This window comes from Streptomyces sp. NRRL F-5630 (assembly GCF_000719475.1).
GTDB lineage: Bacteria > Actinomycetota > Actinomycetes > Streptomycetales > Streptomycetaceae > Streptomyces.
On the sequence record NZ_JOGO01000069.1, the window covers coordinates 17,034 to 41,112 of the forward strand.

Sequence of the window (24,079 nt, forward strand, 5' to 3'; positions counted from 1 at the left end):
GGCCGGGTGGGAAGGACGTGGGATGCGCGGTGGTGAGGGCGCGGGCGTGGTCACGCGCAGCACGCTGCGGCAGCAGATCGCGGACGCCTTACGGGACGAGGTCCTCTCGGGACGGCTCGCTCCCGGGCAGGAGTTCACCGTCAAGGAGATCGCCGAGGGCTTCGGGGTCTCCGCGACGCCGGTGCGCGAGGCGCTCGTGGACCTCTCCGCGCAGGGGCTGCTCGACTCCGTGCAGCACCGGGGCTTCCGCGTGCACACCTTCTCGCTCGACGACTTCCGCACCATGATCGAGGCGCGTTGCCTCATCTCGGACGCGGTCTTCGGCGGGAGAGCCGCCGAGGCGCTGCTCGCGGCCGCCCCAGGCGTCCTCGCCTCCGTGCGGCGCAGGGGCGAGGAGGCGCAGCGCGCGGCGGCGGCCGGGGACCTCGACGTGCTCATCGGCTACGACCTGCGGTTCTGGCGCGAGCTGAGCGCCGTCTTCGGCAACGCGTACCTCACCGACTTCCTGCACCGTCTGCGCGTGCAGTCCTGGGTCAGCACGGTCCCGTTCCTGCGCCGCCAGGACGACCTGCGCGGGCTCCTGTGGACCGGGCACGGCCGCCTCGTCGAGACGCTGCTCGGCGGGGACGTCCAGGCGGCCCGCGAGATCATCGCCACCTACAACCAGGAGTCGCTGCGGCTCGTCGAGACGCTCGCGAGCGGCGGGACGGGCAACGGGGTGCGGAAGTAAGGGTTCTGAGGGGACGTCACGGCGGTACGGGTGTGAAGCGGGTGTCGCACGGGCCGGTGGTCGCCGGTGTCTCGCCGGTGCGGGCGGATCGCGGGGCCCGGGGCACGGGACGCCCCGTGCCGCACTACGCTTGCGGGACCCGCCCGCCCGTGGAGAGCGAGGAGACGTCTCTTGGCCTGTGACCTGTGGCTCGTCCCCCTGGTCGACGTGCTGTGCCACAGCCCCGACAACCCCTTCGCCCAGGAGATCGCGAGTTACGACAAGGCGCTCGGCGAGGCGGGGCTGCCGCCGGTCCCCGTGTACGCCTACATGCCGGGCCTGAGCGGGGACGTCGCCCCGGTCGCGGGCTTCGACTACGAGGCGCTGCACTTCCTGCGCCGCGCCTACCTGCTGAAGCTGTGCGGGCTCGAAGTGACGCCGGTCGACGAACTCGGCGGGGACTACGAGCAGTTGCTGGAGATGTTCGAGGAGGCGGCGCAGCAGTCGCACCTCGTGTGGCACTACGACCACGCGGGGGCGTACGTGCCGCTCGACTTCCCGGCCCCGCTGGCGAACGACGAACTCCTGGCGGGCGGCGGCCCGTTGGGGTCCGCGCACGGACTTCTGCGTGAACTGGAACTGGTCGGCCCCGACTTGGGCATCGACCCGGCCAACCCACCGGCCCCGCCCCCGCCGCCCCCGGGCCCGACGGACCTGGAGGAACCGGCCGCGCCCCCACCTCCGGACGACAGCCCCTTCGCCCGCGAACGCCACGTGTGGCTGGGGCTGCACACGGCGGCGACGAGGAGCCTGGCGCAGGGGTCGATGATCGTCTTCAGCTGACCCCCTCGCAGGGGCGTCGGCCGAGCCGGGGGCTGCGCCTGTCCCCTCGCAGGGGCGGGCCGAGCCGGGGGCTGCGGCCCCGAGGCCCCGGTTTCGGGGGCTGCCGCCCCCGGGCCCCGGTTCTTGAGGGTCCCCCCGCGCCTCCGGGCCCGCTCTGCTGCTTCTCCCGGCGCCGCTCCGGGGCTGGTTTCCCCGGCTCTTGTCGGGTGCCCTGCGGTGGCTCTCGCGGGGCCGTTCCGATGCCCGAGTTCCGCTTCGGGGTTTCGGTCCGGCTCTCGACGCCGAGGGCGTTCCCGGGAGCGTGCTGGCGGGGCTGCCTTCCGGGGTCGGCGGGTTCGGCTTCCGCGGGCCGGGGGCCTTCCGGCGCGGGCGTCGCTCCGCCTTCTACCTCGGTTCCGGCGGCCGTTGCCTCGGCATGTTCGGCCTCGCTCCCGGGGGGAGGGGGAAGCGGCCCTGCGGCAGGGGGTCCGGCCGTCCGGCCAGGGGGCCCGCGCCCGGTGCCGACTGCGTGGCGAGCGGGGTCGGTCCCGTGCCGAACTCCACCATCCAGTCCGCCGTCTCCGCCCGCACCAGCTCCGTCACGTCCTCCGTGAAGCGCCGCAGGACCGACAGGCACCGCTCCGTCGCCTCCGAGGCCGTGCCCTCCGCCGGGCCCAGTACCTCCCGGACGCTCTCCGAGGCCCAGTCGAACTGGAGGATCTGGAGCCGGCGCTGCACCGCCTGCGCCGTCGCCACGTCCCGCATCCACCCCGAGCCGAGCCCGAGGTACCTGTCGAGCCCCACGCACCCCGCCGCGAGCAGCAGCGCCAGGTACCCCCACGGCGCGAGCCCCGTCAGCGCCCCCGCCAGGTCGAGGATGGGCAGCGCGGCCCCCGTCATGACCCCGAGCGCGGCGGCGAGGCGGAGCAGCCGGGCCAGGTGCCGCTTCCAGTAGCGGTCGTGCAGGTACCACTCGGCCGTCGCGAGTGCCCCCGCCTCCACCCACTGGTACAGCTCGTCGAGCCGCTCGGCGGGCTCGCCCCAGTCCCCGAGCGGGAAGGGCCGCCCGGTCAGGTCGGGGCGGGAGGCCGTGGGGCCCCCTCGCCCGGCCCGCCGCGCTCGGGGGTCCTGGGGGGGACCCTCGGGCTGCATGTCCGGCTGACTCACCCGTCCACTCCCTCTGCCTGCGGTACCGCGCCGCGTTCCGCGGGCGATTGGTGCGATTGGTGCAAGGCTCCTTCCTACCGCCGGGCGAGTGGCGAGGAGCGCCGATCCAAACCTTTTCCGCCCGGACGAGCGGTCTGGTCAGGTAGAGGACCGTGTCGGGGATCACTCGAAAGAGTGCCGGGGCATGGGGCACGCTGCTCACGTAGGCTCGGGGCGGGTGGAACCGGCGGCGGTGGTACGCCGATCGCGAGCGCCGCACGAGTCCGCCCTGTCAGCCGTACGACCCCGTACGGGCCGTGCGACCGCACGGCCCGACCCAGCAGCCAGGAGAGCTGATCGTGATTCCCGGTGGTGGCCAGCCCAATATGCAGCAGCTGCTCCAGCAGGCCCAGAAGATGCAGCAGGACCTCGCCCGCGCTCAGGAAGAGCTGGCGGCGACCGAGGTCGACGGGCAGGCGGGCGGTGGCCTCGTGAAGGCCACGGTCAACGGCTCCGGCGAGCTGAAGGGCCTGGTCATCGACCCCAAGGCGGTCGACCCGGAGGACACCGAGACCCTCGCGGACCTCGTCGTCGCCGCCGTGCAGGCGGCGCACGAGAACGCGCAGCAGCTCCAGCAGCAGAAGCTCGGCCCGCTGGCCCAGGGGCTCGGCGGTGGCGGCATCCCCGGCCTGCCCCTCTGAACCCGGGGAAACACCGGGGGTGATTCAGGGATACCCCTGAGGTCTCCTCAGGGGTCCACCCCGAAGGAACCCGGATCTTCACCGAAGCGGGTTCCCCCGGGCCCTCCGGGCCCCCTACCGTGAGACACGACCGTCCGCTCCGGACCGGCGCGCGACCACCGCGTGCCCCGGCGCGGACACAGGAAAGGCGATCCGTTGTACGAAGGCGTGGTCCAGGACCTCATCGACGAACTGGGCAGGCTCCCCGGCGTCGGTCCCAAGAGTGCGCAGCGGATCGCCTTCCACATCCTCCAGACCGAGCCGGCCGACGTGCGCCGGCTCGCGAACGCGCTGATGGAGGTGAAGGCGAAGGTCCGCTTCTGCGCGGTCTGCGGGAACGTGGCCCAGGAGGAGCGCTGCAACATCTGCCGCGACCCGCGCCGTGACCCCGCCGTCATCTGCGTCGTGGAGGAGCCGAAGGACGTCGTCGCGATCGAGCGGACGCGCGAGTTCCGGGGCGGGTACCACGTGCTCGGCGGGGCGATCAGCCCCATCGAGGGCGTCGGCCCCGACGATCTGCGCATCCGCGAACTGCTCGCCCGTCTCGCCGACGGCACGGTGACCGAGCTGATCCTCGCGACGGACCCGAACCTGGAGGGCGAGGCCACGGCGACGTACCTCGCCCGCATGATCAAGCCCATGGGCCTGCGCGTCACACGGCTGGCGAGCGGCCTCCCGGTCGGCGGTGACCTGGAGTACGCGGACGAGGTCACGCTCGGCCGGGCCTTCGAAGGGAGACGACTCCTCGATGTCTGAGACCACGAGCAGGCCGGAAGCCGGCGCGCCCCTCGCACAGGTGGTGCGCGCGGACGGCTCCGACCCCGCCGACTTCTCCACACAGATCGCCGACCAGATCGAGAGCTTCCTCCTCGCGGTCACCGAGATCGCCAAGGGCGACGACCCGGACAGCGCCGTCCCCTACCTCCTCCTGGAGGTCTCGCAGCTTCTGCTCGCGGGCGGCCGTCTCGGCGCGTACGAGGACATCCTTCCCGACGAGCGGTACGAGCCCGACCTCGGCGACGAGCCGGACAGCGACCGGCTCCGCGAGGGCCTGGCCGCGCTCCTCGACCCGGTCGACGTCTACTCCGAGGTCTTCGACCCGTACGAGCCCCGCAAGGCCCCGGTCGCGCACCGCCTCTCCGACGACCTCTCGGGCATCGTCACCGAGCTGCGCCACGGCCTCGCGCACTACCGCGCCGGGCGGGTCTCCGAGGCGCTGTGGTGGTGGCAGTTCTCGTACTTCACCAACTGGGGCCCGAGCGCGTCCGCCGCCCTGCGCGCCCTCCAGTCCCTCGTCGCCCACGTCCGCCTCAACCAGCCCCTCACCCCGCTCGACGGCCTCGACACGGACCAGGAGCTGGTCGGCGAGGACGAGCTGGCGGAGGAGGCGGGTCGCGTGATGCGCGCGGAGATCCTGGGCCACGAGCTGCGCTGAGCGGTGGAGGCGGCGGGCGCGCCCGCCCCACCGGTCCCGTGCCACCGCCTCCCCACCCGTCGAGGTGGGCGGGGCGAGCGGCCTCAGAGGCGGCAGCCCGGTGGCACCTCGCCGGGCGCGGCGGTCACCTCTCGGCCGGTTGCGCGAGGCGCCGTGTGGCGGTGGCGAGGCGCCGGTCGAGGAGCGGGAGCGGCTGCACGGGGTGGACGGTCCACGTCCACAGCGCCTCGGGTCCGCCGAGCCGCAGCGCGTACGGGAGCCCGGCCCGCAGTGAACGCCGGTCCGCCTCCGTGCGCCGCCAGTGGTCCCCGAGCCACGACCACGCCCGGTCGAACTCCTCGGCCGTCAGCTCCGCGACGACGTCCCGTACGCCCTCGCGCACCCACTCCAGCGCCTCCCCCGGCGTCAGTGCGAGAATCCCGCGCGGCGCCGAGGGCGCCGGCGTCCGCTCGCACCGGCACCAGTACCGGAGGGGAAGAGTGGCGGCCAGCATGAACCCTCCAGCGGGGCGGGCGAGTTGGCGGAACGGGGAGCCTTCCGCGCTTACGAGAGTGGACCGTACCCATTCCCTGAGGCAAGTTATTCCGCCGCACTCATCACTCGAAGGGATGAGTTGGCCACGGGGCCTTGTGGCCCTGTGAAACAGCAGCTCATCATGTCGCCATGGCTCAGAGCGACATGCCGACGATGCGCAGCCGCCGCCTAGGCGCCGAACTCCGCCGCCTCCGCCTGGAGGCCGGGCTGAAGGTCAACGACGTGGCCGCGGCCCTGGAATGCGGCCAGCCCAAGATCAGCCAGATCGAGAACGGGAAACGCGGTATACGACCACTCGATCTGACGACCTTCTTCAATCTGGTCGGCGTCGAGGACGAGCAATACCGCAATAACGTTCGGAGGCTGGCGAAGCAGATCCACAAGCGGGACTGGTGGTCGGGAGAGGGGCCGTTGCTCTACGACACCCTCAAGGACTTCCTGACCCTGGAGGCGGACTCGGAGCAGATGCGCTCCTTCGAGAGCAGCGTCCTGCCCGGCCTGCTCCAGACCGAGGCGTACATGCGGCAGATCTTCGAGGCGAACAACCGGCCGGTCAGAGCGGAGGACCTGGTGCGGGTGCGCCTGAAACGCCAGGAACGCCTGAACGAGGAGCTGGACTTCCGCTTCCGCGCGGTCATCGACGTGTCGGTCCTGCACCGCATCACGGGCGACCGCGAACTCGTCGTCGGTCAGCTGGCGCATCTCGTCCAAGCCGCGGACCGCCCCAACGTCACGCTCCAGATCCTCCCGCTCGAAGCGTCCCTCCCGACGAACCAGCACGTCCCCTACAACATCTTCAGCCAGCGCGGCGAACCGCCCGTGGACGTCGTGTGGTTGGAGCACCTGACCGGTGGTAGCTTGCTCGAACGCCGATCCGACGTCGAGGTGTACCGCTCCTCGTGGGACGAGCTGACAGCGGCGGCGCTGCCCCCTGCGGCCTCACGGCGCTACATGCAGGACATGATCAAGGAACGAGAGCGCGATGACGCGGGAATCCCGCCCGGTGGCCCCTGTGACCGAACTGGACGGCCTTGCCTGGCACAAGAGCACGTACAGCGGTGCTGACAACGGCTGCGTCGAGCACGCCGCCACCCCCACCGGCTCGGCCGCGGTCCGCGACACCAAGGACCGCTCCCGCGGGGCGCTCCTCTTCTCCGCCACGAGCTGGACCCGCTTCCTGCGCGCCACCGTCTGACGCCCCGGACGGCCACCGGCGCCCAGGAGGGCACGGCGGGGGGCTTCGTCGCGGGGTACGGGGTGACGTGTCCGTGCTGTACGGCCTCCAGGCGCGGGCTGCCGGAGGATGTGGTCAACCCGCCGTCCGTGCCGTTCACCTTTCCGGTGGAAGCACGGAGTGGCTGGTCGGGCGATCGCGGCCTGGGGGCCGCCGGTCCGGCGGCCCCCAGGCTCCGCTACTTCTCCGGTGCGTCGTCCAGGCGGGCGATCCGGTCGGAGACGTCGCTCGCGAGGCGGGACAGGAGGCGGGTCAGCTCGTCGCGGTCCTCTTCGGGCCAGTCGGCGAGCACGTCGGTGAACCAGGAGAAGAGGGAGGCGCCGTAGCGCTCGATGCCCTCGCGGCCCGTCGGGGTCAGCTCGATGAGGCTCGCGCGGCGGTCCTCCGGGTCGGTCACGCGGTGCACGAGGCCGCGCTTCTCCAGTACCTGCACGTGTCGCGTGACGTGCGGGCCCACGACCGCCATGCGCTCGGCGATCTCGCCGATGCGCAGGGCGCGGTCGGAGGTGCGCAGGGTGAAGAGCACGCCCATCGCCGGCTTGTCGAGGTGCAGTCCGGACGCCTCGGCGGCCCGCTCGGGGAGCCTGCCCTTGGTGAAGGCCGCGTTGAGCTGCGTGAGCCTCGGCAGGGCGAAGACGAAGCCGGAGATCGCGGCGGACTGGGGAGGGCCCGCGCACCATTCCGTTCCGCTCGCGGCGGGCGCCCCGGGGGACTCGGGGGTCATGATCGCCTCCATTTGCATACCTGAGTTACGTATCTATAGTGTGGGGAGGCCGAGCGGGGCAGCGGTCCCGTGCGGCTGACATAAGGATACCTAAGGTACGTATCTTCTGCCGGAAGGGTGCGACATGCCGCCGTCCTCTCCCCGCCGCGTCCTCGTCTCCGGCGCGGGCATCGCCGGGTCCGCGCTGGCGTACTGGCTCGGCCGTCACGGCTTCGACGTGACCGTCGTCGAGAAGGCCGCCTCCGCCTTCGCGCCCGGTCGCGGACACGCGGTCACGCTCGGCGAAGCGGGGCGCGAGGTCGCGGAGCGGATGGGCCTCCTCCCCGCCCTGCGCGCCGCGCACGTCGGGCAGCGGCTGACCACGCGCCTGGACGCGGCGGGGGAGGTGCGCGAAACGGTACGGCCCGTCGGCGGGGAACTCCGGGTCCGGCGCGGGGACCTCCTCGCCGCGCTGCGCGGCGCGCTCGAAGGGAGGGCCGAGGTCCTGGCCGGTGACTCGGTCGCGACGCTCGACGACGACGGCGAGGCGGTCCATGTCGCCTTCGACAGCGGCGACTTCCGCACGTACGACCTCGTGATCGGAGCGGAGGGCCCGCACTCCAACACGCGGCGTCTCGTCTTCGGCCCCGAGCGCCCCTTCCACCACTACTCCGGCCAGGTCTTCGCCGGTTTCTCACTCCCGAACGACTTCGGGCTCGCGCACGAGACGGTCGAGTGGGAGGCCCCGGGCCGCCGCGCGCGCCTCACCGCCTACGGACCGGGCGAGCCCGCCCACGCCTGTCTCACCCTCACCCGTGAGGACCCGCCTTACACGGTCTTCGGCGACCCGTGGGCCCAGCGCGAGCTGGTACGGGGGTACTTCCCCGAGCAGGTGTGGCACCTGCCCCGGCTGATGCGAGCGATGTGGCGGGCCGATGACCTGCACGTCGACGTCGTGGGCGAGATACGGATACGGGCGTGGTCGCACGAGCGGTTCGCGCTGGTGGGGGACGCGGCGTGGGGCGGCTCGCTGCTCGCCGGTGAGGGGGCCGGAAAGGCGCTGGCCGGCGCGTACGTGCTGGCCGAGGAGCTGGCGGTGGGGGGTGCGCACGAGGGGGCGTTCGCCCGGTACGAGGAGCGCTTGCGCGCCGGTGCGGAGAAGCTGTCTCCGCCGCGCGGGTGAAGCGCTACGAGGAGGGGCCGGAGTCCGGTGTCCGCGCCGAGACGATCGTGCCCTGGGCGACCGCCACCAGGGTCTCCTCCCCGTCCTCCTCCAGCGACCACACCTCGCAGCGGCACACCGCCTGCCTCCGGCTCGTCGCCACCGCGTCGGCGCGGGCCGCGAGGACCGAACCCGTCGCCGGGCGCACGTAGTTGACCTTGAACTCGGCCGTCAGGGCGTCACCGCCCAGGGCGAGGCCGCCCGCGAAGGTGAGGGCGTTGTCGGCGAGGTAGCTGAGGACTCCGCCGTGCACGAATCCGTGCTGCTGCCGCAGGTCGGGGCGGTTGGCGAGGCGGATCTCGGCGGCGCCCGGCGCGGCCGAGACCAGTTCGGCGCCGAGGAAGCGGGTGAAGGGCTGCGCGGCGAAGACCCGACGGGCGAACTCCTCGGGCGGGACGGCGTCTTCGGTCATCCCGCCACGATAGCGGCGGGCGCGCGGCCCCTCACGGTGTCCGGCGCCGGTCCCGGCCGCCGCCCGGTCCCGCGCCGCCGCCCCGGTCCGGGCCGGGCTGTCGCGGGCGCCGCTCCCCGAGCGCTGTTCCGCTAAGTGCACACGTCCGGCAGGTTTGGGTGGACAGTTTGTCCGTCCCCGACCCCGGGTGACTGGGCAAGGTGAACAGGGTGCCCACTCGTGGGCGCGTCCTCTTGCCGCGCCCCCCGCGCGAGGGCTGTCCTGGCCCGTATGAGCATCCAGGACACCCTCACCGACCAGGAACGACTGGCCGAACTCGACCTCCCCCAACTGCGCAAGCTCGTCGGGCTCGTGGAGTACGACGACAACGCCGACCCGTTCCCGGTCACCGGGTGGGACGCCATCGTGTGGGCGGTCGGGAACGCGAGCCAGGCCGCGCACTACTACCAGTCCGCCTACGGCATGGAGCTGGAGGCGTACTCGGGGCCCGAGACGGGCAACCGCGACCACCACTCGTACGTACTGCGCAGCGGCGCCATCCGCTTCGTCCTCAACGGCGCCGTGGACCCCGCGAGCCCCGTCGCCGACCACCAGCGCGCGCACGGCGACGGCGTCACCGACATCGCGCTCGAAGTGCCCGACGTCGACCGCTGCGTCGCCCACGCCCGAGCGCAGGGCGCCCGCGTGCTCGAAGAGCCGCACGACGTCACCGACGAGCACGGCACCGTGCGGGTCGCGGCGATCGCCGCGTACGGCGACACACGGCACAGCCTCGTGGACCGCTCCGGCTACGACGGCCCCTACCTGCCCGGGTACGTCGCCCGCACCTCCACCCACGTGCGGCGCCCCGGCGCGCCCAAGCGCGTCTTCCAGGCGCTCGACCACGTCGTCGGCAACGTCGAACTCGGCCACATGGACGAATGGGTCGACTTCTACAACCGCGTCATGGGCTTCACCAACATGGCCGAGTTCATCGGCGACGACATCGCCACCGAGTACTCCGCGCTCATGAGCAAGGTCGTCGCCAACGGCAACCACCGCGTGAAGTTCCCGCTCAACGAGCCGGCGCCCGGCAAGAAGAAGTCGCAGATCGACGAGTACCTGGAGTTCTACGGGGGCGCGGGCGCCCAGCACCTCGCCCTCGCGACCAACGACATCATCGCCTCCGTCGACGCGATGCGCGCCGAGGGCGTCGAGTTCCTGGACACCCCGGACTCGTACTACGAGGACCCCGCGCTGCGCGCCCGCATCGGCGAAGTACGGGTGCCGATCGAGGAGTTGCAGAAGCGGGGCATCCTCGTGGACCGCGACGAGGACGGCTACCTGCTCCAGATCTTCACGAAGCCGCTCGGTGACCGGCCGACGCTGTTCTTCGAGATGATCGAGCGGCACGGGTCCCTCGGCTTCGGGAAGGGGAACTTCCAGGCGCTGTTCGAGGCGATCGAGCGGGAGCAGGAGAAGCGGGGGAACTTCTAGGCCCTGTCTTCCATCTCGCCTCTGCCGCGCGACGCCCGGTACGCACTCTCGCCGCACCGGCCGAAATCCCAAGTACGCCCAGTACGACGGATTCCGGCCGGCACGCCGAGAGCCCCGTTCGCGTCGCTCCGCCCCGCGCCCCGCTCCTCCATCGCCGGAGGGGCTTGATCTCTGCCCCGTGGCGTCGGAGTGAGCTGTCCCACAATCCGAGTGCTCGGCGGTGGCCTGGGCAAGGTCGGTAGGGAGTGGCACCGGGTGCCGTGTGCGGTTCGGGGGCTGGGCAGGGCGTCTCAGCAGCCGATACGTACCGGGTGAAAACCGGCCGCTCGCTAAACTGAGCCGATCGCAGGACTGACTACCGAGGAGCGCGCACGTGGGCCTTGTCGTGCAGAAGTACGGAGGCTCATCCGTTGCCGATGCCGAAGGCATCAAGCGGGTCGCCAAGCGGATCGTGGAAGCCAAGAAGAACGGCCATCAGGTCGTTGTCGTGGTGTCCGCGATGGGTGACACGACGGACGAGTTGATCGATCTCGCGGAACAGGTGTCCCCGATGCCTCCCGGCCGCGAGATGGACATGCTGCTGACCGCGGGAGAGCGGATCTCCATGGCACTGCTCGCCATGGCGATCAAGAACCTGGGGCACGAGGCGCAGTCCTTCACGGGCAGCCAGGCCGGGGTGATCACCGACAGCTCCCACGGCAAGGCGCGCATCATCGACGTCACGCCCGGCCGTATCCGTACGGCCGTGGACGAGGGCAACATCGCCATCGTGGCCGGTTTCCAGGGCGTGTCCCAGGAGAAGAAGGACATCACGACGCTGGGCCGCGGCGGCTCCGACACCACCGCCGTCGCGCTCGCCGCCGCCCTCGACGCCGAGGTCTGCGAGATCTACACGGACGTCGACGGCGTGTTCACCGCCGACCCGCGCGTCGTGAAGAAGGCCCGCAAGATCGACCACATCGGCTACGAGGACATGCTGGAGCTGGCAAGCTCCGGGTCGAAGGTGCTGCTCCACCGTTGTGTGGAGTACGCCCGCAGGTACGACATCCCGATCCACGTCCGCTCCTCCTTCTCGGGGCTCCAGGGCACGTGGGTCGGCCGAACGCAGGGGAACGAAGCGATGGAGCAGGCACTCATCTCCGGGGTGGCGCACGACACCTCCGAGGCGAAGATCACCGTCGTCGGGGTGCCGGACAAGCCGGGCGAGGCCGCCGCGATCTTCCGCGCGATCGCGGGCGCCGAGGTCAACATCGACATGGTGGTGCAGAACGTCTCCGCCGCGTCCACCGGCCTCACCGACATCTCCTTCACCCTCCCCAAGGCCGAGGGCCGCAAGGCGATCGACGCCCTGGAGAAGCTCAAGACCACCGTGGCCTTCGAGTCGCTGCGCTACGACGACCAGATCGCGAAGATCTCCCTCGTCGGCGCCGGCATGAAGACCAACCCGGGCGTCACGGCGACCTTCTTCGAGGCGCTGAGCCGCGCCAACGTCAACATCGAGCTGATCTCGACCTCCGAGATCCGCATCTCGGTCGTGACGCGCGCCGACGACGTCAACGAGGCCGTACGCGCCGTGCACACCGCCTTCGGCCTCGACAGCGACAGCGACGAGGCCGTGGTCTACGGGGGCACCGGGCGATGACCCACCCGCACGGGCCGCACGGCGCACGCACGGAGGTGCCGTGACCGGGCGGCCCGTGCTCGCCGTGGTCGGCGCCACCGGAATCGCCGGTGGCGCCGTTCTCGGCATCCTCAGCCAGCACGCCGACATCTGGGGCGAGATCAGGCTCTTCGCCTCCGCCCGCTCCGCCGGGCGCGTCCTGAGCGTGCGCGGCACGCCCAACCGGGTCCGCGCCCTGGAGCCCGGCGTCTTCGACGGTGTCGACCTCGCGCTGTTCCTCGTTCCCGAGGACGTCGCCGAGAAGTGGGCGCCGCGCGCCGTCGAGGCGGGCGCCGTCGTCGTCGACACCTCGGCGGCCTTCCGCACCGACCCGGACGTGCCGCTCGTCGTGCCCGAGGTCAATCCGCACGCGGTACGGGCCAGGCCGCGCGGCATCGTCGCGGGTCCCCAGTGCACGACCCTCGCCATGATCGTCGCGCTCGGCGCGCTGCACGGCGAGTTCGGCCTCACGGGCCTCGTCGTCTCTACGTACGAGGCCGTCAGCGCGGCCGGCCGCGCGGGCACCGAGGCGCTGTGGGGCCAGCTCGGGACGCTCGTCGCCGAGGAACGGCGCGCGAGCGGCGCGGGGACTCCCGGCCCCGGCACGGTGCCCGGCGACGTGCGCCGCGTGCTCGGCCGGGACACCGGGCCCTTCCCCGACCCCGTCGCGCTCAACGTCGTGCCGTGGACGGGCGCGTACGCCGCCGACGGCTGGACCACGACCGAGCGGATGCTCCGCGACGAGCCCCGCCGCGTCCTCGGCCTCCCGGCGCTCCCCGTCTCCGCGACCTGTGTGCGCGTCCCCGTCGTCACGACCCACTCGCTCACCGTCCACGCCCGCTTCGAGCACACCGTCTCCGCCGGGCGCGCCCGCGAGATCCTGGCCACGGCGCCCGGTGTCGTCCTCATCGACGACCCCGGGAACGGCGAGTACCCGACGCCCGTCGACGCGGCGGGGACCGACCCCGCGTGGGTCGGGCGCGTGCGCGCGGACGCCGACGACCCGCACGCGCTCGACTTCTTCGTGTGCGCCGACAATGTGCGCAAGGGAAGAGCGCTCAACGCGGTGCAGATCGCCGAGCTGGTCGTGGGAGCCCGCTGACGGGGCGTGAGCGGGCGCTGATCAGGGCGAACGCCCGGGGACGCGCGGGAGGGACGGGCGCGGGCCGTACGTCCCTCTCCGCCCGAAATGGGGGCCCGTTGTGACGAAGTCGTGACGTTCCCGTGTGCGACTGTGCCCCGGTCGCCCTTGTGCCGCCTCGCCTCCACCACGGACGATGCGAGTTCGCTCTCCCGCAACCGCGCACGGTGGGCCCGACGTCTCCCCCCACATCAGGAACGCCGCACGGTCCCCACGACGCGAGGGGCGCGCAGGGGGGCGTGAGCACGGGGGTGTTCCGACACGGGGAGGAAGAAGCGGGTGCGGGTGAGGGTGAGGGGGGCGGAAGGGGCCGGTCGGCGACGTCTCGGATCGCCGTACAACCCCGAGGGGGGCAGCGGTGTCAAACAACCGTGGCTGAGGTTCTCGAATTCACGACGGCGCGCGTGGCGCCCCTCCCGCTGCGTCCTCCGGGCCGCCGCAGGCCGGTCCGCGCTCCCGGCAGCATGCCGGTGATCGCGCCGATGCCCCTGACCAGGCCCTCCGTTCCGCGGCAGCGGGCCGCGGACGAGACGGAGACGGAGGCCCCGGCGGTCGGCACGACCGTGGACCACCTCACCGAGACGTACCGCGCCCACTACCGCTCGCTGCTCGGCCTCGCCGCGCTGCTCCTCGACGACACCGCCTCGTGCGAGGACGTCGTGCAGGAGGCGTTCATCCGCGTGCACTCCGCGCGCAAGCGCGTGCGCGATCCCGAGAAGACCCTCGCCTACCTGCGCCAGACCGTCGTGAACCTCTCGCGGTCCACGCTGCGCCGCCGCATCCTCGGCCTCAAGCTCCTCTCGAAGCCGATGCCGGACATGGCGAGCGCGGAGGAGGGGGCGTACGACCTCCTGGAGCGCGACGACCTCATCAAGGCGATGCGCGGGCTCCAGCGCAGGCAGCGCGAGGTGCTCGTGCTGCGGTACTTCGCCGATATGACGGAGGCGCAGGTCGCCGAGACGCTCGGTGTCTCGGTCGGTTCCGTGAAGGCGTACGGCTCGCGCGGGATCGCCGCGCTGCGCGTCGCGATGGGAGCCGTGAAGTGACGGCGGGCGAGGGCACCAGGAAGGACGGGACCCGGCGGGAGGGGTCCCCGGAGGACGGAGCCCGGCGGGAGGGGCCCCGGGAGGAGAAGGGCACGGCGGTGAGCGGCGGCAGGACACCGGGGGCGGCAGGAGCTTCGGAGGAGCCGGGAGGGGGCGACGAGAGGGAGACGCCCGTTGCCGGTCCCGGGTCGGCGGACTCCCCGTCAGCGGACGCAGCCCCCGTGGACCCCGCCCCGGAGGAGGACCCCGTCCCGGCAGCCCCCGCCGCGCCCGATCCGTCCTTCGACGAGGACGACGTGCGCGCCCTGTTCCGGGGCGCGGTGGGCGGCCTCACGCCCGGTGAAGGGGCGCTCGACCGGCTCCAGGCCGCCGTGCCGGCCCGCCGGGCCCGCAAGCGGCAGACGCTCGTCGGGGTCGCGGCGGCCGTGGTCCTCCTCGGTACGGCGATCCCCGCCGCCGTCCACGTCGCCGCGGCGCCGGGCCACGAGGCCGACCCGGCGATGGCGGGCAGCAGCCAGGACGCGCGCACCCCGTACTCGGCCGGGACGGAGCGGCACGAGAGCGACGAGCACGAGGAGAACGGCGGCCGGAGCGCCTCGCCGCACTCCTCCGCGGGCGGGAGGCACCGGGACACCGGGAGCGGCGCACCGGAGCCGGGCACGCACCCCTCCGCCGGTACGGTCTTCGCCGACGCCCCCCGCTGCGAGCCGACGCAACTCGGCGACGCCGCGGCGGACCGCGGCTCCCCGGCCGCCGACGGCACCGTCTACGGCAGCTTCCGCGTCGCGAACATCTCCGGCGAGAAGTGCGCCGTCACCTCGCCGGGTGAGGTGCAGGTCGTGGTCCTCGGCGGCGCGGCCCGTACGACCGTGCCCGTCGTCCAGCACCAGGAGGGCGACGCGGCCGGGGGCCTCCCCGGCCCCTCGCGGTCGGTCCAGGCGCTGCTGCTCGATCCGGGGCAGTCGTACGAGGTGCGGTTCGCGTTCGTACCGGACGCCACGTGTCCGAGCGGCGGCCCGACGCAGGCCCCCGGCGATCCCGATCCCTCGTCCCCGCCCCCGGTCGATCCGTCCCAGCCCCCCGCCGAGGGCGGCGGCTCGGGCTCGTCCCCCGACAACGCGGCGCCGCTCGACCAGACCACGACCCAGTTCTCCCGGCGCGTCCCGGTCGACGACACCCCTCCGACCGCCACGGTCGAGGTCACGCACAACGCGGCCCCGGGCGGCCCCGTCACCAACACGACGATCCCCGACTCCTGCCCCGGCACGCTCTACCGCACGGGCCTCCTCCCGGCAGACGGCGGCTGAGCGCGGCAGACGGCGGCTGACGGCAAGGCGGCCCCCCGTCAGGGCAGCTCGCCCTCGCCCACCTCGCGCCCCTCAAGGCGGTTGGGCGGCCGGGTGGTGTCGCCGCCGCTCCCGGCCCGCGCGCCGCCGCCTCCCGCCCTGCCCTGCCCTCGCCGGTTCGCCCCCGTCCCGCCGCGTGCCGGGGCCTCTTCCCCCGGCCCCCCTTCGGCTGTCGCGGGTTGTGGGCATAAGGTAAGCCTTACTTATTTGTAAGCCTTACGTATGTGCTCGACAGTTGAACCACAGCGAGGACCCCATGTCTTTTCGGCGCCGTTCCACGGCAGCGGCGGCTCTCGCCGTCGTCGCCGCCCTGTCCCTGACGGCGTGCGGCGGTGGTGACTCCGGCGACGCGAAGAGCGCGAGCGGCGACAGCTCGGCCGCCGCGGGCACGAAGGACTCGAAGTCCGTCGCGCAGGGCGGCAAGGACTTCGGGGACGCCGCCGCGCAGACCGCCGCGCTCGGCACCGACGCGAAGGCCGGGCAGTTCCCGCGCACCGTCAAGCACGCGATGGGCAGCACCGAGATCAAGTCCGCGCCGAAGCGCGTCGTCGTCCTCGATGTCGGCGAGCTGGACAACGTCGTCTCGCTCGGCATCGAGCCGGTCGGCCTCGCGCCCACCGAGGGCTCGCCCGAACTGCCCTCGTACCTCAAGGGCAAGGCGGGCAAGCCGAAGAACGTCGGCACCATCAACAGCCTCAACCTGGAGGCCATCGCCGCCCTCAAGCCGGACCTGATCCTGGGCAGCCGGCTCCGGGCCGCCAACTCCTACGACGAGCTGTCGAAGATCGCCCCGACCGTCTTCTCGATCCGCCCCGGGTTCACGTGGAAGGAGAACTACCTCCTCAACGCCGCCGCGCTCGACAAGACCGCCCAGGCGAAGGCGAACCTGGCCGCCTACGAGAAGCGCGCGAAGTCCCTCGGCGACAAGCTCGGCGCCCACAAGCCGACCGTCTCGATGGTCCGTTACCTGCCCGACGGCGTCATCCGCCTCTACGCGAACGACTCCTTCATCGGCACGATCCTCAAGGACGTCGGCATCCCGCGCCCGAAGAACCAGGACATCCCGGACCTCGCCGCCGAGATCAGCGCCGAGAACATCGACAAGGCCGACGCCGACTGGATCTTCACGGGCGTCTACGGCGACCCGAAGGCCACCGACAAGACCAAGGCCCAGGGCAACCCGCTGTGGAAGAACCTGAAGGCCGTCAAGGACGGACACGCCTTCGACGTCCCCGACGAGACCTGGTACCTGGGCCTCGGCGTCACGGCCGCGAACGCCGTGCTGGACGATCTCGCGGAGCACCTGACAGCCTGAGGCCGCACCAGCGAGGGCCGGACGGCCGGGCGGCGACGGCCGGGCGGCGGCAGCAGGGGAGGGAAAGTACGCCATGGGGTCACCTGCCCCACGCACCGGGGCGGGCGCCCCACGACCGGGAGTGCCCGAACCCCGGACCGGCGGTCCCGCGGCCGGCACCGGCGACCGCGCACCCCGTCCGGGCGGTCCCGCGCCCCGTCCGGGCCCGGCCCCCCGCGCCGTGCCCGCCACCCGGCGCCGCCTCGCGTGGTTGCTCGCCGGGACGCTGATCTTGCTGCTCGCCGTGCTCCTCAGCCTCGCCGTGGGCAGCCGTCAGGTCGCTCCCGGCGAGGTGTTCTCGGCGCTCCTGCACGGCGGGACGAGCGACGACGCGCAGGTCGTACGGGCCTTCCGCGTGCCCCGCACCGTCCTCGGCGTCCTCGCCGGAGCGGCCCTCGCGCTCGCCGGGACCGTCATGCAGGGCGTCACGCGCAACCCGATCGCCGAGCCGGGCGTCCTCGGCGTGAGCCAGGGCGCCTCGGTGGGCGTCGTGTGCGCGATCGCCTTCGCCGGGGCGCACAGCCTGACCGGGTACGTGTGGTTCGCCTTCGCGGGCGCGGGCCTCGCCTCGGCCGGCGTGTACGCGGTCGCGAGCAGCGGGCGCGGCGGCGCCTCGCCCGTACGGCTCGCGCTCGCTGGCGCCGCGATGAACGCCCTGCTCGCCTCCGTCACCTCCGGGATCGTCACGACGAACGCCCGCGCGCTCGACGAGTTCCGCTACTGGCAGGTCGGTTCGCTCAACGGGCGCGGCAGCGAGATCATCGGCCAGATCTGGCCCTTCCTGCTCGCCGGGGCCCTCCTCGTCCTCGCCATGGCCCGCGGTCTCGACGCGCTCGCGCTCGGCGACGACGCCGCGAAGAACCTCGGCCACCACGTCGGCCTCCTGCGCGTCCTCGGCGCGCTCGGCGCGACCGTCCTCACCGGGGCCGCCGTCGCGGCCGTGGGCCCGATCGCCTTCACCGGGCTCGCCGTGCCGCACATCGCGCGCGCCCTCGTCGGCACCGCGCACCGCTGGGTGCTGCCGCTCGCGGCGCTCCTCGGGCCCGCGATGATCCTGCTCTCCGATGTCGTCGGGCGCGTCCTCTTCCCGCCCTCGGAGGTCCCCGTGGCCGTCATGACCGCGCTCATCGGCGTGCCCTTCCTCATCGTCCTGGTGCGCCGCAAGGGGGCGGTCTCGGCATGAGCACGACCCCCGTGCCGGGCCTGCGCCCCGTCGGCCACCTCCTCGTCCGGCGCCGCCGCGCGAGCTTCCTCGTCCACCGCCGCACCGTCCTCGTCGCGACCGCGCTCGCCGTGCTCCTCGCCGCCGCCGTCGTGCTCTCGCTGTGCTGGGGCGAGTTCTGGGTCGCGCCGCGCGAGGTCGTACGGGTCCTCCTCGGGCAGCCGAGCCAGGCCGAACTGGTCGTGGGCACCCTGCGCCTGCCCCGGCTCGTGCTCGGGCTCCTGGCGGGCGCGGCCTTCGCCGTCGCGGGCGCGCTCGTGCAGACCGTCGCGCGCAACCCGCTCGCGAGCCCCGACGTCATCGGCGTCACGCACGGCGCGGGCGCGGCGACCGTCGCCGCGATGAGCTTCGGCCTCGTACCGGCCGGGCAGCTCCCGTACGTGTCCATCGTGGGCGGGCTCGCCGCCGCGCTCCTCGTCCACGTCTGCGCCTGGCGCGGCGGGCTGCGATCCTCGCGCTTCGTCCTCATCGGGATCGGGGTCTCGGTCGCGCTCGGCTCGGTCATCCAGCTACTGCTCACGAAGGGGGACTACCTCGTCGCCCAGCAGTCGAAGGTGTGGCTCACCGGCTCGCTCAACGGGCGCGGCTACCAGGAGGCGTGGCCGCTGGTCGTCACGCTGCTCGTGGCCGTCCCCGCGACCGTGTGGGCCGCGCGCGCCCAGCGCGGCGCCTCCTTCGACGACGACACGGCGACCGCGCTCGGCATCAGCCTGAACCGCACCCGTCTGGGCCTGACCGTGATCGGCGTCGTCCTCGCCTCGGTGGCGACGGGTGCCGCGGGCCCGGTCGACTTCGTCGCGCTCCTCGCCCCGCAGATCGCGCGGCGGCTGACCCGTACCGCGCAGATCCCGCTGCTCACGGCGGCGTTCACGGGCGCGCTCCTCGTCACCGTCGCCGACCTGCTCGCCCGCCGCCTCTTCTCGCCCGTCGAACTGCCGGTCGGCGTGCTCACCGCGGCCGTGGGCGCCCCGTACCTGATGTGGCTGATCATCCGCACCCGCGGCCGTACCGGAGGTGTTCCCTCGTGAGCCGACCCCCCGCCACCGCGGTGGCCGCTCCCGCCACCCGTCTCGCCGCGCGCGGCCTGCGCCTCGGCTACGACACCGGCCGTGTCGTCGTCGACGACCTCGACGTCGAGATCCCCGACGGCAAGGTCACCGTCGTCGTCGGCCCCAACGCCTGCGGCAAGTCCACGCTCCTGCGCGCGCTCGGCCGGCTCCTCAAGCCGCGCGCGGGCACGGTCCTGCTCGACGGCGCCGACCTCGCCCGCGCCCCCGGCAAGGAGACCGCCCGCACGATCGGCGTCCTGCCGCAGACCCCGCAGCCGCCGGACGGCATCACCGTCGCCGACCTCGTCGCGCGCGGCCGTCAGCCGCACCAGAAGTGGTGGCAGCAGTGGTCCGAGGACGACGAGCGCGCGGTGACGGAGGCGCTGGAGCGCACCGGCACGGCCCAGCTCGCCGAGCGCCTCGTCGACGAGCTCTCGGGCGGCCAGCGGCAGCGCGTGTGGATCGCGATGGCCCTCGCCCAGGAGACGGACCTGCTCCTGCTCGACGAGCCGACGACGTACCTCGACATGGCCCACCAGGTCGAGGTCCTGGACCTCGTCCGCCGCCTCAACCACGAGCGCGGGCGCACGGTCGTCGCTGTCCTCCACGACCTCAACCAGGCGGTCCGCTACGGAGACCACCTGATCGCAATGAAGGCGGGCCGGATCATCGCGCAGGGCGACCCCGCGGAGATCATCACGGCCGAGCTGGTGCGGGAGGTCTTCGGCCTGGACGCGGTCGTGGTCCCGGACCCGGTGACGGGCGGCCCGCTGGTGGTGCCGGGGATGGGGTGGCGCAAGGGGGAGTGAGCGGTACGGGGGCACGCGTGCCGCGGGCGCGGGTGTCAGCGCGCGGGAGCCGGGTACCCCCTCGGTGACCGGCTACGACGACGAGCGGAAGGAGCACCACGTGCCGCACGACGCGAAGCAGGAGAAGCCCGGGGACGGGAAGACACCCCGCACGGCCGCGCAGGAGATCCGCGAAGAGGCCGAGAAGGCCGCCGAGGACGTCGGGGGCGCGCACCCGCGCCACCCGGGCGAGAGCGGAGACGCCCTGCGCCCGAACGTGGAGCAGGAGGAATCGGCCCGCGAGGAGACGTGAGCGGAGCCGGCCGACGAGAGGGCCTGAGCCGAGCCCGCCCGCGAGGGGAGGCGATCCGCCGCCTCAGACCCTCGTCGGCTCCGGCTCCGGCTGGGGTTCCTCCTCCGCCGCGATGCCGAGTTCCGCGTCCCTGCGGGCCTCCGCCTCGCGGCGCACGAGCCGGTACCACATGAAGACCACGAACCCCGCGAACACGAACCACTCGCCGGTGTAGCCGAGGTTCTGGAACGCCTTGAGATCCAGGCCGTGCCCCTCCGGCGTCTTCGCGGGGACGGGGGTGAGGCCCGCCTCCGCGCGGTCGAGCGTGATCCAGCCGTCGTACACGTCGTACGAGGTGAGGTTGACGAGCGAGGCCGCGCCGATGATGCCGACCTGCCCGGCGGGGAGGCCGCCGGACGCGTGCACGCCCGTGCTGCGCGCGTCCTCGGAGGGCTGGAGCGCCCCGGTCACAGTGACCGTGCCGGTGGGGGCGGCGGGGGCCTTCGCCGGGGCCGGGCCCTCGTGCCAGCCGCGGACGACGGGCAGGACCTTGTCCTCGCCGGTCCGCAGGAGCCCGAGCACGTAGTAGCCGTCGCGGTCGTCGAGCCCGCGGTCGGGCACGAGGAGCTGCTCGACGTACCGGCCCGTGGCGCGGGTGCGCTGCCCTGAGGTCTCGCTCGTGACGGGAAGGACCTCAGCGAGCGGCCTGGCCGCCCCGTCGGCGTGGGCCTCGGCCGTGGCCTCGGCGTCCTTGTGCGTGTCCACCCGGTCCTCGAAGCGGCTCAGCTGCCAGGACCCCATGAAGACGCAGAACGGGATCGCCAGGAGGACGAAGACGTGGATCCCCCACCACCGGGGAGTCAGCAGGAACCGGTACACACCCCCACGGTACGGGGCGGGCGGGGACGCCGGGCGCCCGCCCCCGTACCACGGACGGCGGCTCAGGCCCCCGGCACGTACCGCCGGACGAAGTCCAGCTCCATCCGCACCTGCTTCACGCGTTCGTCCACGACGAGCGAGCCGTGCCCCGCGTCGTAGCGGTAGACCTCGTGCGGGTGGTCCCGCGCCACCAGCCGGTCGACGTAGTTCTCGACCTGCTTGATGGGACAGCGCGGGTCGTTGACCCCGGCGGAGATGTAGACGGGCGCGCGCACGTCGTCGACGTAGGTGAGCGGCGACGAGGCCGCCCACCGCTCGGGCAGCTCCTCGGGCGTACCCCCGAAGAGCGTGCGGTCCATCGCCTTCAGCGCCTCCATCTCGTCGTGGTACGCCGTCACGTAGTCCGCCACCGGCACGGCCGCGACGCCCGCCGCCCACGCGTCCGGCTGCGTGCCGATCCCGAGCAGCGTGAGGTAGCCGCCCCACGAGCCGCCCGACAGGATCAGCCGCTCGGGGTCCGCGAGCCCCGAGCCGACCGCCCACTCGCGCACCGCCGCGATGTCCTCCAGCTCGATGAGCCCGACGCGGTGCTTGAGCGCGTCGGTCCAGGCCCGCCCGTACCCCGTGGAGCCACGGTAGTTGACCCGGACGACGGCGTACCCGTGGTCGATCCAGGCGGCGGGCCCGGCGGCGAAGGCGTCGCTGTCGTGCCAGGTGGGGCCGCCGTGGATCTCGAAGACGGTCGGGAAGGGACCGTCCCCCTGCGGGGTCTGCACGAGCGCGTGCACGCGCCCGCCGGGGCCCTCCACCCACGCGTCCGTGACCGGCACGGAGGCCGGGGCCCTCATGCCGGGCGGGTCGAGGACGACGCCGCTCGTCGTGGAGCGGACGACGGGCGGCTCGGCGGCCGAGGACCACAGGTACTCGACGCTGCCGTCCGGGCGCGCGCCCGCCCCGGAGACGGTGCCGCGCGGGGTCTCGATCCGGTCCAGGCGGTGCCGCGCGAGGTCGTAGCGGTACAGCTCGCCGCGCGCCTCGTGGCTGTGCGCGACGAGCAGCGCGGACGCGTCCTCGTACCAGTCAGCGCTGACGTCGCCCGGCAGGTCGATGGCGAGCGCGGTCTCGGTACCGGCGACCGGGTCCCAGATCATCGGCAGCCAGCGGCCCTCGCGCTGGGTGCCGACGAGGAGCCGGGAGTCCCCGGCGAGAGGCGCGAAGCCCATGACGGAGAGGCCGAGTTCCTTCGTCCCGCCCTCGCTGTCGTCGAGTTCGGCGACCGTCCGCGAGACCTCCCCCGTCTCCCCGAGTTCCAGCACCCGCAGCGCGGAGTGCATCGCGTCCCCGTGCTCGGTGTGCTCGACGACGAGGAGGCCGCCGTCGTACGAGAGGTCCCCGACGCCCGCCGACTCGCGGTGCCGGTAGACCTCGACGGGCGCGCCCCCGTCGCGCACGACGTGGACGAGCGAACCGTGCTCGTCGCTCGAACTGCCGACGACGACGGTCCGCCCGTCCCGCCCGAGCGCGAGCCCGGCGGAGTAGGCGGGGGCGACGCCGGGCAGCGCCTCGGTGTCCTCGCCCCCGGCGAACGGCTGCCGCCGCCACACCCCGAACTCGTCCCCGTCGTGGTCGTCGAACCACCAGATCCACTCGCCGTCCGGGCTCAGCGTCCCGTCGGTGGTGCCGTTCTCGCGGTCGGTGACCTGCCGCTGCGCCCCGTTGGCCCGGTCCCACGCGTACAGCTCGTACGTCCCGGTCGCGTTGGACACGAACAGCGCGCGGTCCGGGGCGTCCTCGGCCCACTCGGGGAGGGAGACACGGGGGGCGCGGAACCGCTTCTCCCAGTCGGGCATGGCTGCTGCGTCATCCGGCATGGCTGCCTCGTCGGTCGTCATGGGCCCATTCAACTCCCTTCCACGGGGGGAGCGGGGCGCCGGTCCCGGTGGCGCGGCGGCGGGCGGCGCGGTGCGGCCGTGCGGCCGTGCGGGTGGCGTTCCGGGGTGGTCTGTCCCGGGCTTGTCACGACGCCGTCGCGAGGTGGGGACGGCGGGAACGGGTGGGACGTCCACGGGGTCCCCGTACAGGTAAGCGGTTCGCACCCCCACACCTCGACGGAGGAAAACGTATGCACTCCCGCAAGCTCGCTCTCGCCGCCCTCGCTGTCCTCACCGGTCTCTCGCTCACCGCCTGCCAGAGCGACGACGGCGACGACAAGGCCGCCGCGGCGGAGAACACCGCCGCCGGCTCCTCGGCGCCGACGGGCGGGCAGGACGCGGAGAAGTCCTCCGCCTCGACCGGCGACTCCCCGGCCACCTCGGGTTCCTCCGGCTCGTCGGGTTCCTCCGGCTCGTCCTCGGGCGCCTCGGGCGCCTCGGGCTCCTCCGGCGCCTCGGGCGGGGACGCGAGCGCCAAGACGGGCAAGTGCCTGACGAGCGACCTCAAGATCTCCGCCTCGGACGCCACCATCGGGGACGACGACCCGGCCACCGTCGCGCTCACCTTCGAGAACAGCGGGAGCGCCCCCTGCTCCCTCAACGCCTACGCGGGCGCGGACCTGAGCACCAACGCGGGCGCGCTCTCCGCCGAGCGCGGCGGCAAGGCGTCCGTCCCGGACCGCCCGGTGGTGCTGAAGCCGGGCGAGAAGACGTACGCCCCCCTCACGTACCCGGTCAACAAGAGCGGCGGCAGCGGCGTCCGCGTCACCGGCCTCACCGTCACCCCGCCCGACGAGACCCACTCCGTGAAGCTCTCCTGGCCGGGCCGCCCCTCGCTGCCCGTCTCGGACGGCGACAAGGGCCAGGCCGTCGTGATCGGCCCGATGGGGAGCATCGGCCAGGGCGAGGGCTGATCAGGCCCGCCCGCACCTCACCCG

The 24,079-nt window shown here is 73.3% G+C and carries 25 protein-coding genes; 19 read left to right on the plus strand and 6 right to left on the minus strand.

The genetic code is table 11. The features are described from left to right. The first annotated feature begins 22 nt into the window (after positions 1-22). Both IF99_RS0124630 and IF99_RS0124635 read left to right on the plus strand, forming a co-directional pair. Positions 23-730 (plus strand): GntR family transcriptional regulator, encoded by a 708-nt coding sequence (locus IF99_RS0124630; protein ID WP_030999441.1) that lies wholly within the window; start codon positions 23-25, stop codon positions 728-730. A gap of 171 nt (positions 731-901) precedes the next feature. Then, positions 902-1,552 (plus strand): hypothetical protein, encoded by a 651-nt coding sequence (locus IF99_RS0124635; protein ID WP_030999443.1) that lies wholly within the window; start codon positions 902-904, stop codon positions 1,550-1,552. Between the two features lie 384 nt (positions 1,553-1,936). Here the strand turns inward: IF99_RS0124635 and IF99_RS0124640 are convergent, their stop codons facing one another. Then, entirely contained in the window at positions 1,937-2,683 is a 747-nt protein-coding gene (locus IF99_RS0124640; RefSeq protein ID WP_078655265.1) for an SLATT domain-containing protein, read from the minus strand. 353 nt (positions 2,684-3,036) lie between these two features. Here IF99_RS0124640 and IF99_RS0124645 point away from each other — a divergent pair, with 353 nt between their 5' ends. The 3 genes from IF99_RS0124645 (at position 3,037) to IF99_RS0124655 (ending at position 4,852) form a co-directional block, all read left to right on the plus strand. Next, positions 3,037-3,378, plus strand: a complete 342-nt coding sequence (locus IF99_RS0124645) for a YbaB/EbfC family nucleoid-associated protein (RefSeq protein WP_078655266.1) — start codon at positions 3,037-3,039, stop codon at positions 3,376-3,378. 195 nt (positions 3,379-3,573) lie between these two features. After that, a complete protein-coding gene (recR, locus tag IF99_RS0124650) occupies positions 3,574-4,173 on the plus strand; it encodes a recombination mediator RecR (RefSeq protein ID WP_030999454.1) in 600 nt (199 codons plus the stop codon). Beyond that, positions 4,166-4,852 (plus strand): DUF5063 domain-containing protein, encoded by a 687-nt coding sequence (locus IF99_RS0124655; protein ID WP_030999455.1) that lies wholly within the window; start codon positions 4,166-4,168, stop codon positions 4,850-4,852. Before recR ends, IF99_RS0124655 begins: the two co-directional genes overlap by 8 nt. 124 nt (positions 4,853-4,976) lie before the next feature. Here IF99_RS0124655 and IF99_RS0124660 read toward each other — a convergent pair whose 3' ends face one another. Further along, on the minus strand, positions 4,977-5,345 hold the full coding sequence (locus IF99_RS0124660; protein WP_030999458.1) for a hypothetical protein: 369 nt from the start codon (positions 5,343-5,345) through the stop codon (positions 4,977-4,979). A 170-nt stretch (positions 5,346-5,515) separates the two neighbouring features. Between IF99_RS0124660 and IF99_RS0124665 the strand changes: the two genes are divergently transcribed. Together IF99_RS0124665 and IF99_RS0124670 are read left to right on the plus strand one after the other, a co-directional pair. Continuing rightward, positions 5,516-6,451 carry a helix-turn-helix domain-containing protein gene (locus tag IF99_RS0124665; RefSeq protein ID WP_234340838.1) on the plus strand — a complete coding sequence of 312 codons (936 nt, stop codon included), beginning with the start codon at positions 5,516-5,518 and terminating at the stop codon, positions 6,449-6,451. Next, positions 6,369-6,581 (plus strand): DUF397 domain-containing protein, encoded by a 213-nt coding sequence (locus IF99_RS0124670; RefSeq protein ID WP_030999462.1) that lies wholly within the window; start codon positions 6,369-6,371, stop codon positions 6,579-6,581. Before IF99_RS0124665 ends, IF99_RS0124670 begins: the two co-directional genes overlap by 83 nt. A 217-nt stretch (positions 6,582-6,798) precedes the next feature. Here the strand turns inward: IF99_RS0124670 and IF99_RS0124675 are convergent, their stop codons facing one another. Next, on the minus strand, positions 6,799-7,356 hold the full coding sequence (locus tag IF99_RS0124675; protein ID WP_030999464.1) for a MarR family winged helix-turn-helix transcriptional regulator: 558 nt from the start codon (positions 7,354-7,356) through the stop codon (positions 6,799-6,801). Between the two features lie 112 nt (positions 7,357-7,468). Between IF99_RS0124675 and IF99_RS0124680 the strand changes: the two genes are divergently transcribed. Further along, a complete protein-coding gene (locus IF99_RS0124680) occupies positions 7,469-8,506 on the plus strand; it encodes an FAD-dependent monooxygenase (protein ID WP_037827540.1) in 1,038 nt (345 codons plus the stop codon). Between the two features lie 4 nt (positions 8,507-8,510). Here the strand turns inward: IF99_RS0124680 and IF99_RS0124685 are convergent, their stop codons facing one another. Continuing rightward, positions 8,511-8,957 (minus strand): PaaI family thioesterase, encoded by a 447-nt coding sequence (locus IF99_RS0124685; protein WP_030999468.1) that lies wholly within the window; start codon positions 8,955-8,957, stop codon positions 8,511-8,513. 270 nt (positions 8,958-9,227) lie between these two features. Between IF99_RS0124685 and hppD the strand changes: the two genes are divergently transcribed. The 10 genes from hppD to IF99_RS0124735 all read left to right on the plus strand — a co-directional run bounded on the left by hppD (position 9,228) and on the right by IF99_RS0124735 (position 20,352). Then, complete coding sequence (gene hppD / locus IF99_RS0124690) at positions 9,228-10,433, plus strand: 4-hydroxyphenylpyruvate dioxygenase (RefSeq protein WP_030999470.1); 1,206 nt, start codon at positions 9,228-9,230, stop codon at positions 10,431-10,433. A gap of 373 nt (positions 10,434-10,806) precedes the next feature. Next, on the plus strand, positions 10,807-12,075 hold the full coding sequence (locus IF99_RS0124695) for an aspartate kinase (RefSeq protein WP_030999473.1): 1,269 nt from the start codon (positions 10,807-10,809) through the stop codon (positions 12,073-12,075). Positions 12,076-12,115: 40 nt separating this feature from the next. Further along, complete coding sequence (locus IF99_RS0124700) at positions 12,116-13,195, plus strand: aspartate-semialdehyde dehydrogenase (protein ID WP_030999475.1); 1,080 nt, start codon at positions 12,116-12,118, stop codon at positions 13,193-13,195. A gap of 410 nt (positions 13,196-13,605) precedes the next feature. Continuing rightward, positions 13,606-14,280 carry a SigE family RNA polymerase sigma factor gene (locus IF99_RS0124705; RefSeq protein ID WP_078655267.1) on the plus strand — a complete coding sequence of 225 codons (675 nt, stop codon included), beginning with the start codon at positions 13,606-13,608 and terminating at the stop codon, positions 14,278-14,280. A 221-nt stretch (positions 14,281-14,501) separates the two neighbouring features. Further along, a complete protein-coding gene (locus tag IF99_RS0124710) occupies positions 14,502-15,587 on the plus strand; it encodes a hypothetical protein (protein WP_234340839.1) in 1,086 nt (361 codons plus the stop codon). A gap of 295 nt (positions 15,588-15,882) precedes the next feature. After that, positions 15,883-16,941, plus strand: coding sequence for an ABC transporter substrate-binding protein (locus IF99_RS0124715; RefSeq protein WP_030999481.1), 1,059 nt, complete (start codon positions 15,883-15,885; stop codon positions 16,939-16,941). Positions 16,942-17,014: 73 nt separating this feature from the next. Further along, positions 17,015-18,163, plus strand: coding sequence for a FecCD family ABC transporter permease (locus tag IF99_RS0124720; protein WP_234340840.1), 1,149 nt, complete (start codon positions 17,015-17,017; stop codon positions 18,161-18,163). Further along, positions 18,160-19,230 (plus strand): FecCD family ABC transporter permease, encoded by a 1,071-nt coding sequence (locus IF99_RS0124725; protein ID WP_030999485.1) that lies wholly within the window; start codon positions 18,160-18,162, stop codon positions 19,228-19,230. The genes IF99_RS0124720 and IF99_RS0124725 overlap by 4 nt, the downstream gene beginning before the upstream one ends. Beyond that, complete coding sequence (locus IF99_RS0124730; protein ID WP_078655268.1) at positions 19,227-20,060, plus strand: ABC transporter ATP-binding protein; 834 nt, start codon at positions 19,227-19,229, stop codon at positions 20,058-20,060. Before IF99_RS0124725 ends, IF99_RS0124730 begins: the two co-directional genes overlap by 4 nt. Positions 20,061-20,124: 64 nt before the next feature. After that, complete coding sequence (locus tag IF99_RS0124735) at positions 20,125-20,352, plus strand: hypothetical protein (protein WP_030999488.1); 228 nt, start codon at positions 20,125-20,127, stop codon at positions 20,350-20,352. 63 nt (positions 20,353-20,415) lie between these two features. Here the strand turns inward: IF99_RS0124735 and IF99_RS0124740 are convergent, their stop codons facing one another. Together IF99_RS0124740 and IF99_RS0124745 are read right to left on the minus strand one after the other, a co-directional pair. Next, positions 20,416-21,210 (minus strand): SURF1 family protein, encoded by a 795-nt coding sequence (locus IF99_RS0124740; RefSeq protein WP_030999490.1) that lies wholly within the window; start codon positions 21,208-21,210, stop codon positions 20,416-20,418. Positions 21,211-21,272: 62 nt separating this feature from the next. Continuing rightward, on the minus strand, positions 21,273-23,102 hold the full coding sequence (locus IF99_RS0124745) for a S9 family peptidase (protein WP_037827544.1): 1,830 nt from the start codon (positions 23,100-23,102) through the stop codon (positions 21,273-21,275). 230 nt (positions 23,103-23,332) lie between these two features. Here IF99_RS0124745 and IF99_RS0124750 point away from each other — a divergent pair, with 230 nt between their 5' ends. Further along, on the plus strand, positions 23,333-24,055 hold the full coding sequence (locus IF99_RS0124750; RefSeq protein WP_030999494.1) for a DUF4232 domain-containing protein: 723 nt from the start codon (positions 23,333-23,335) through the stop codon (positions 24,053-24,055). Positions 24,056-24,079 lie beyond the last annotated feature (24 nt).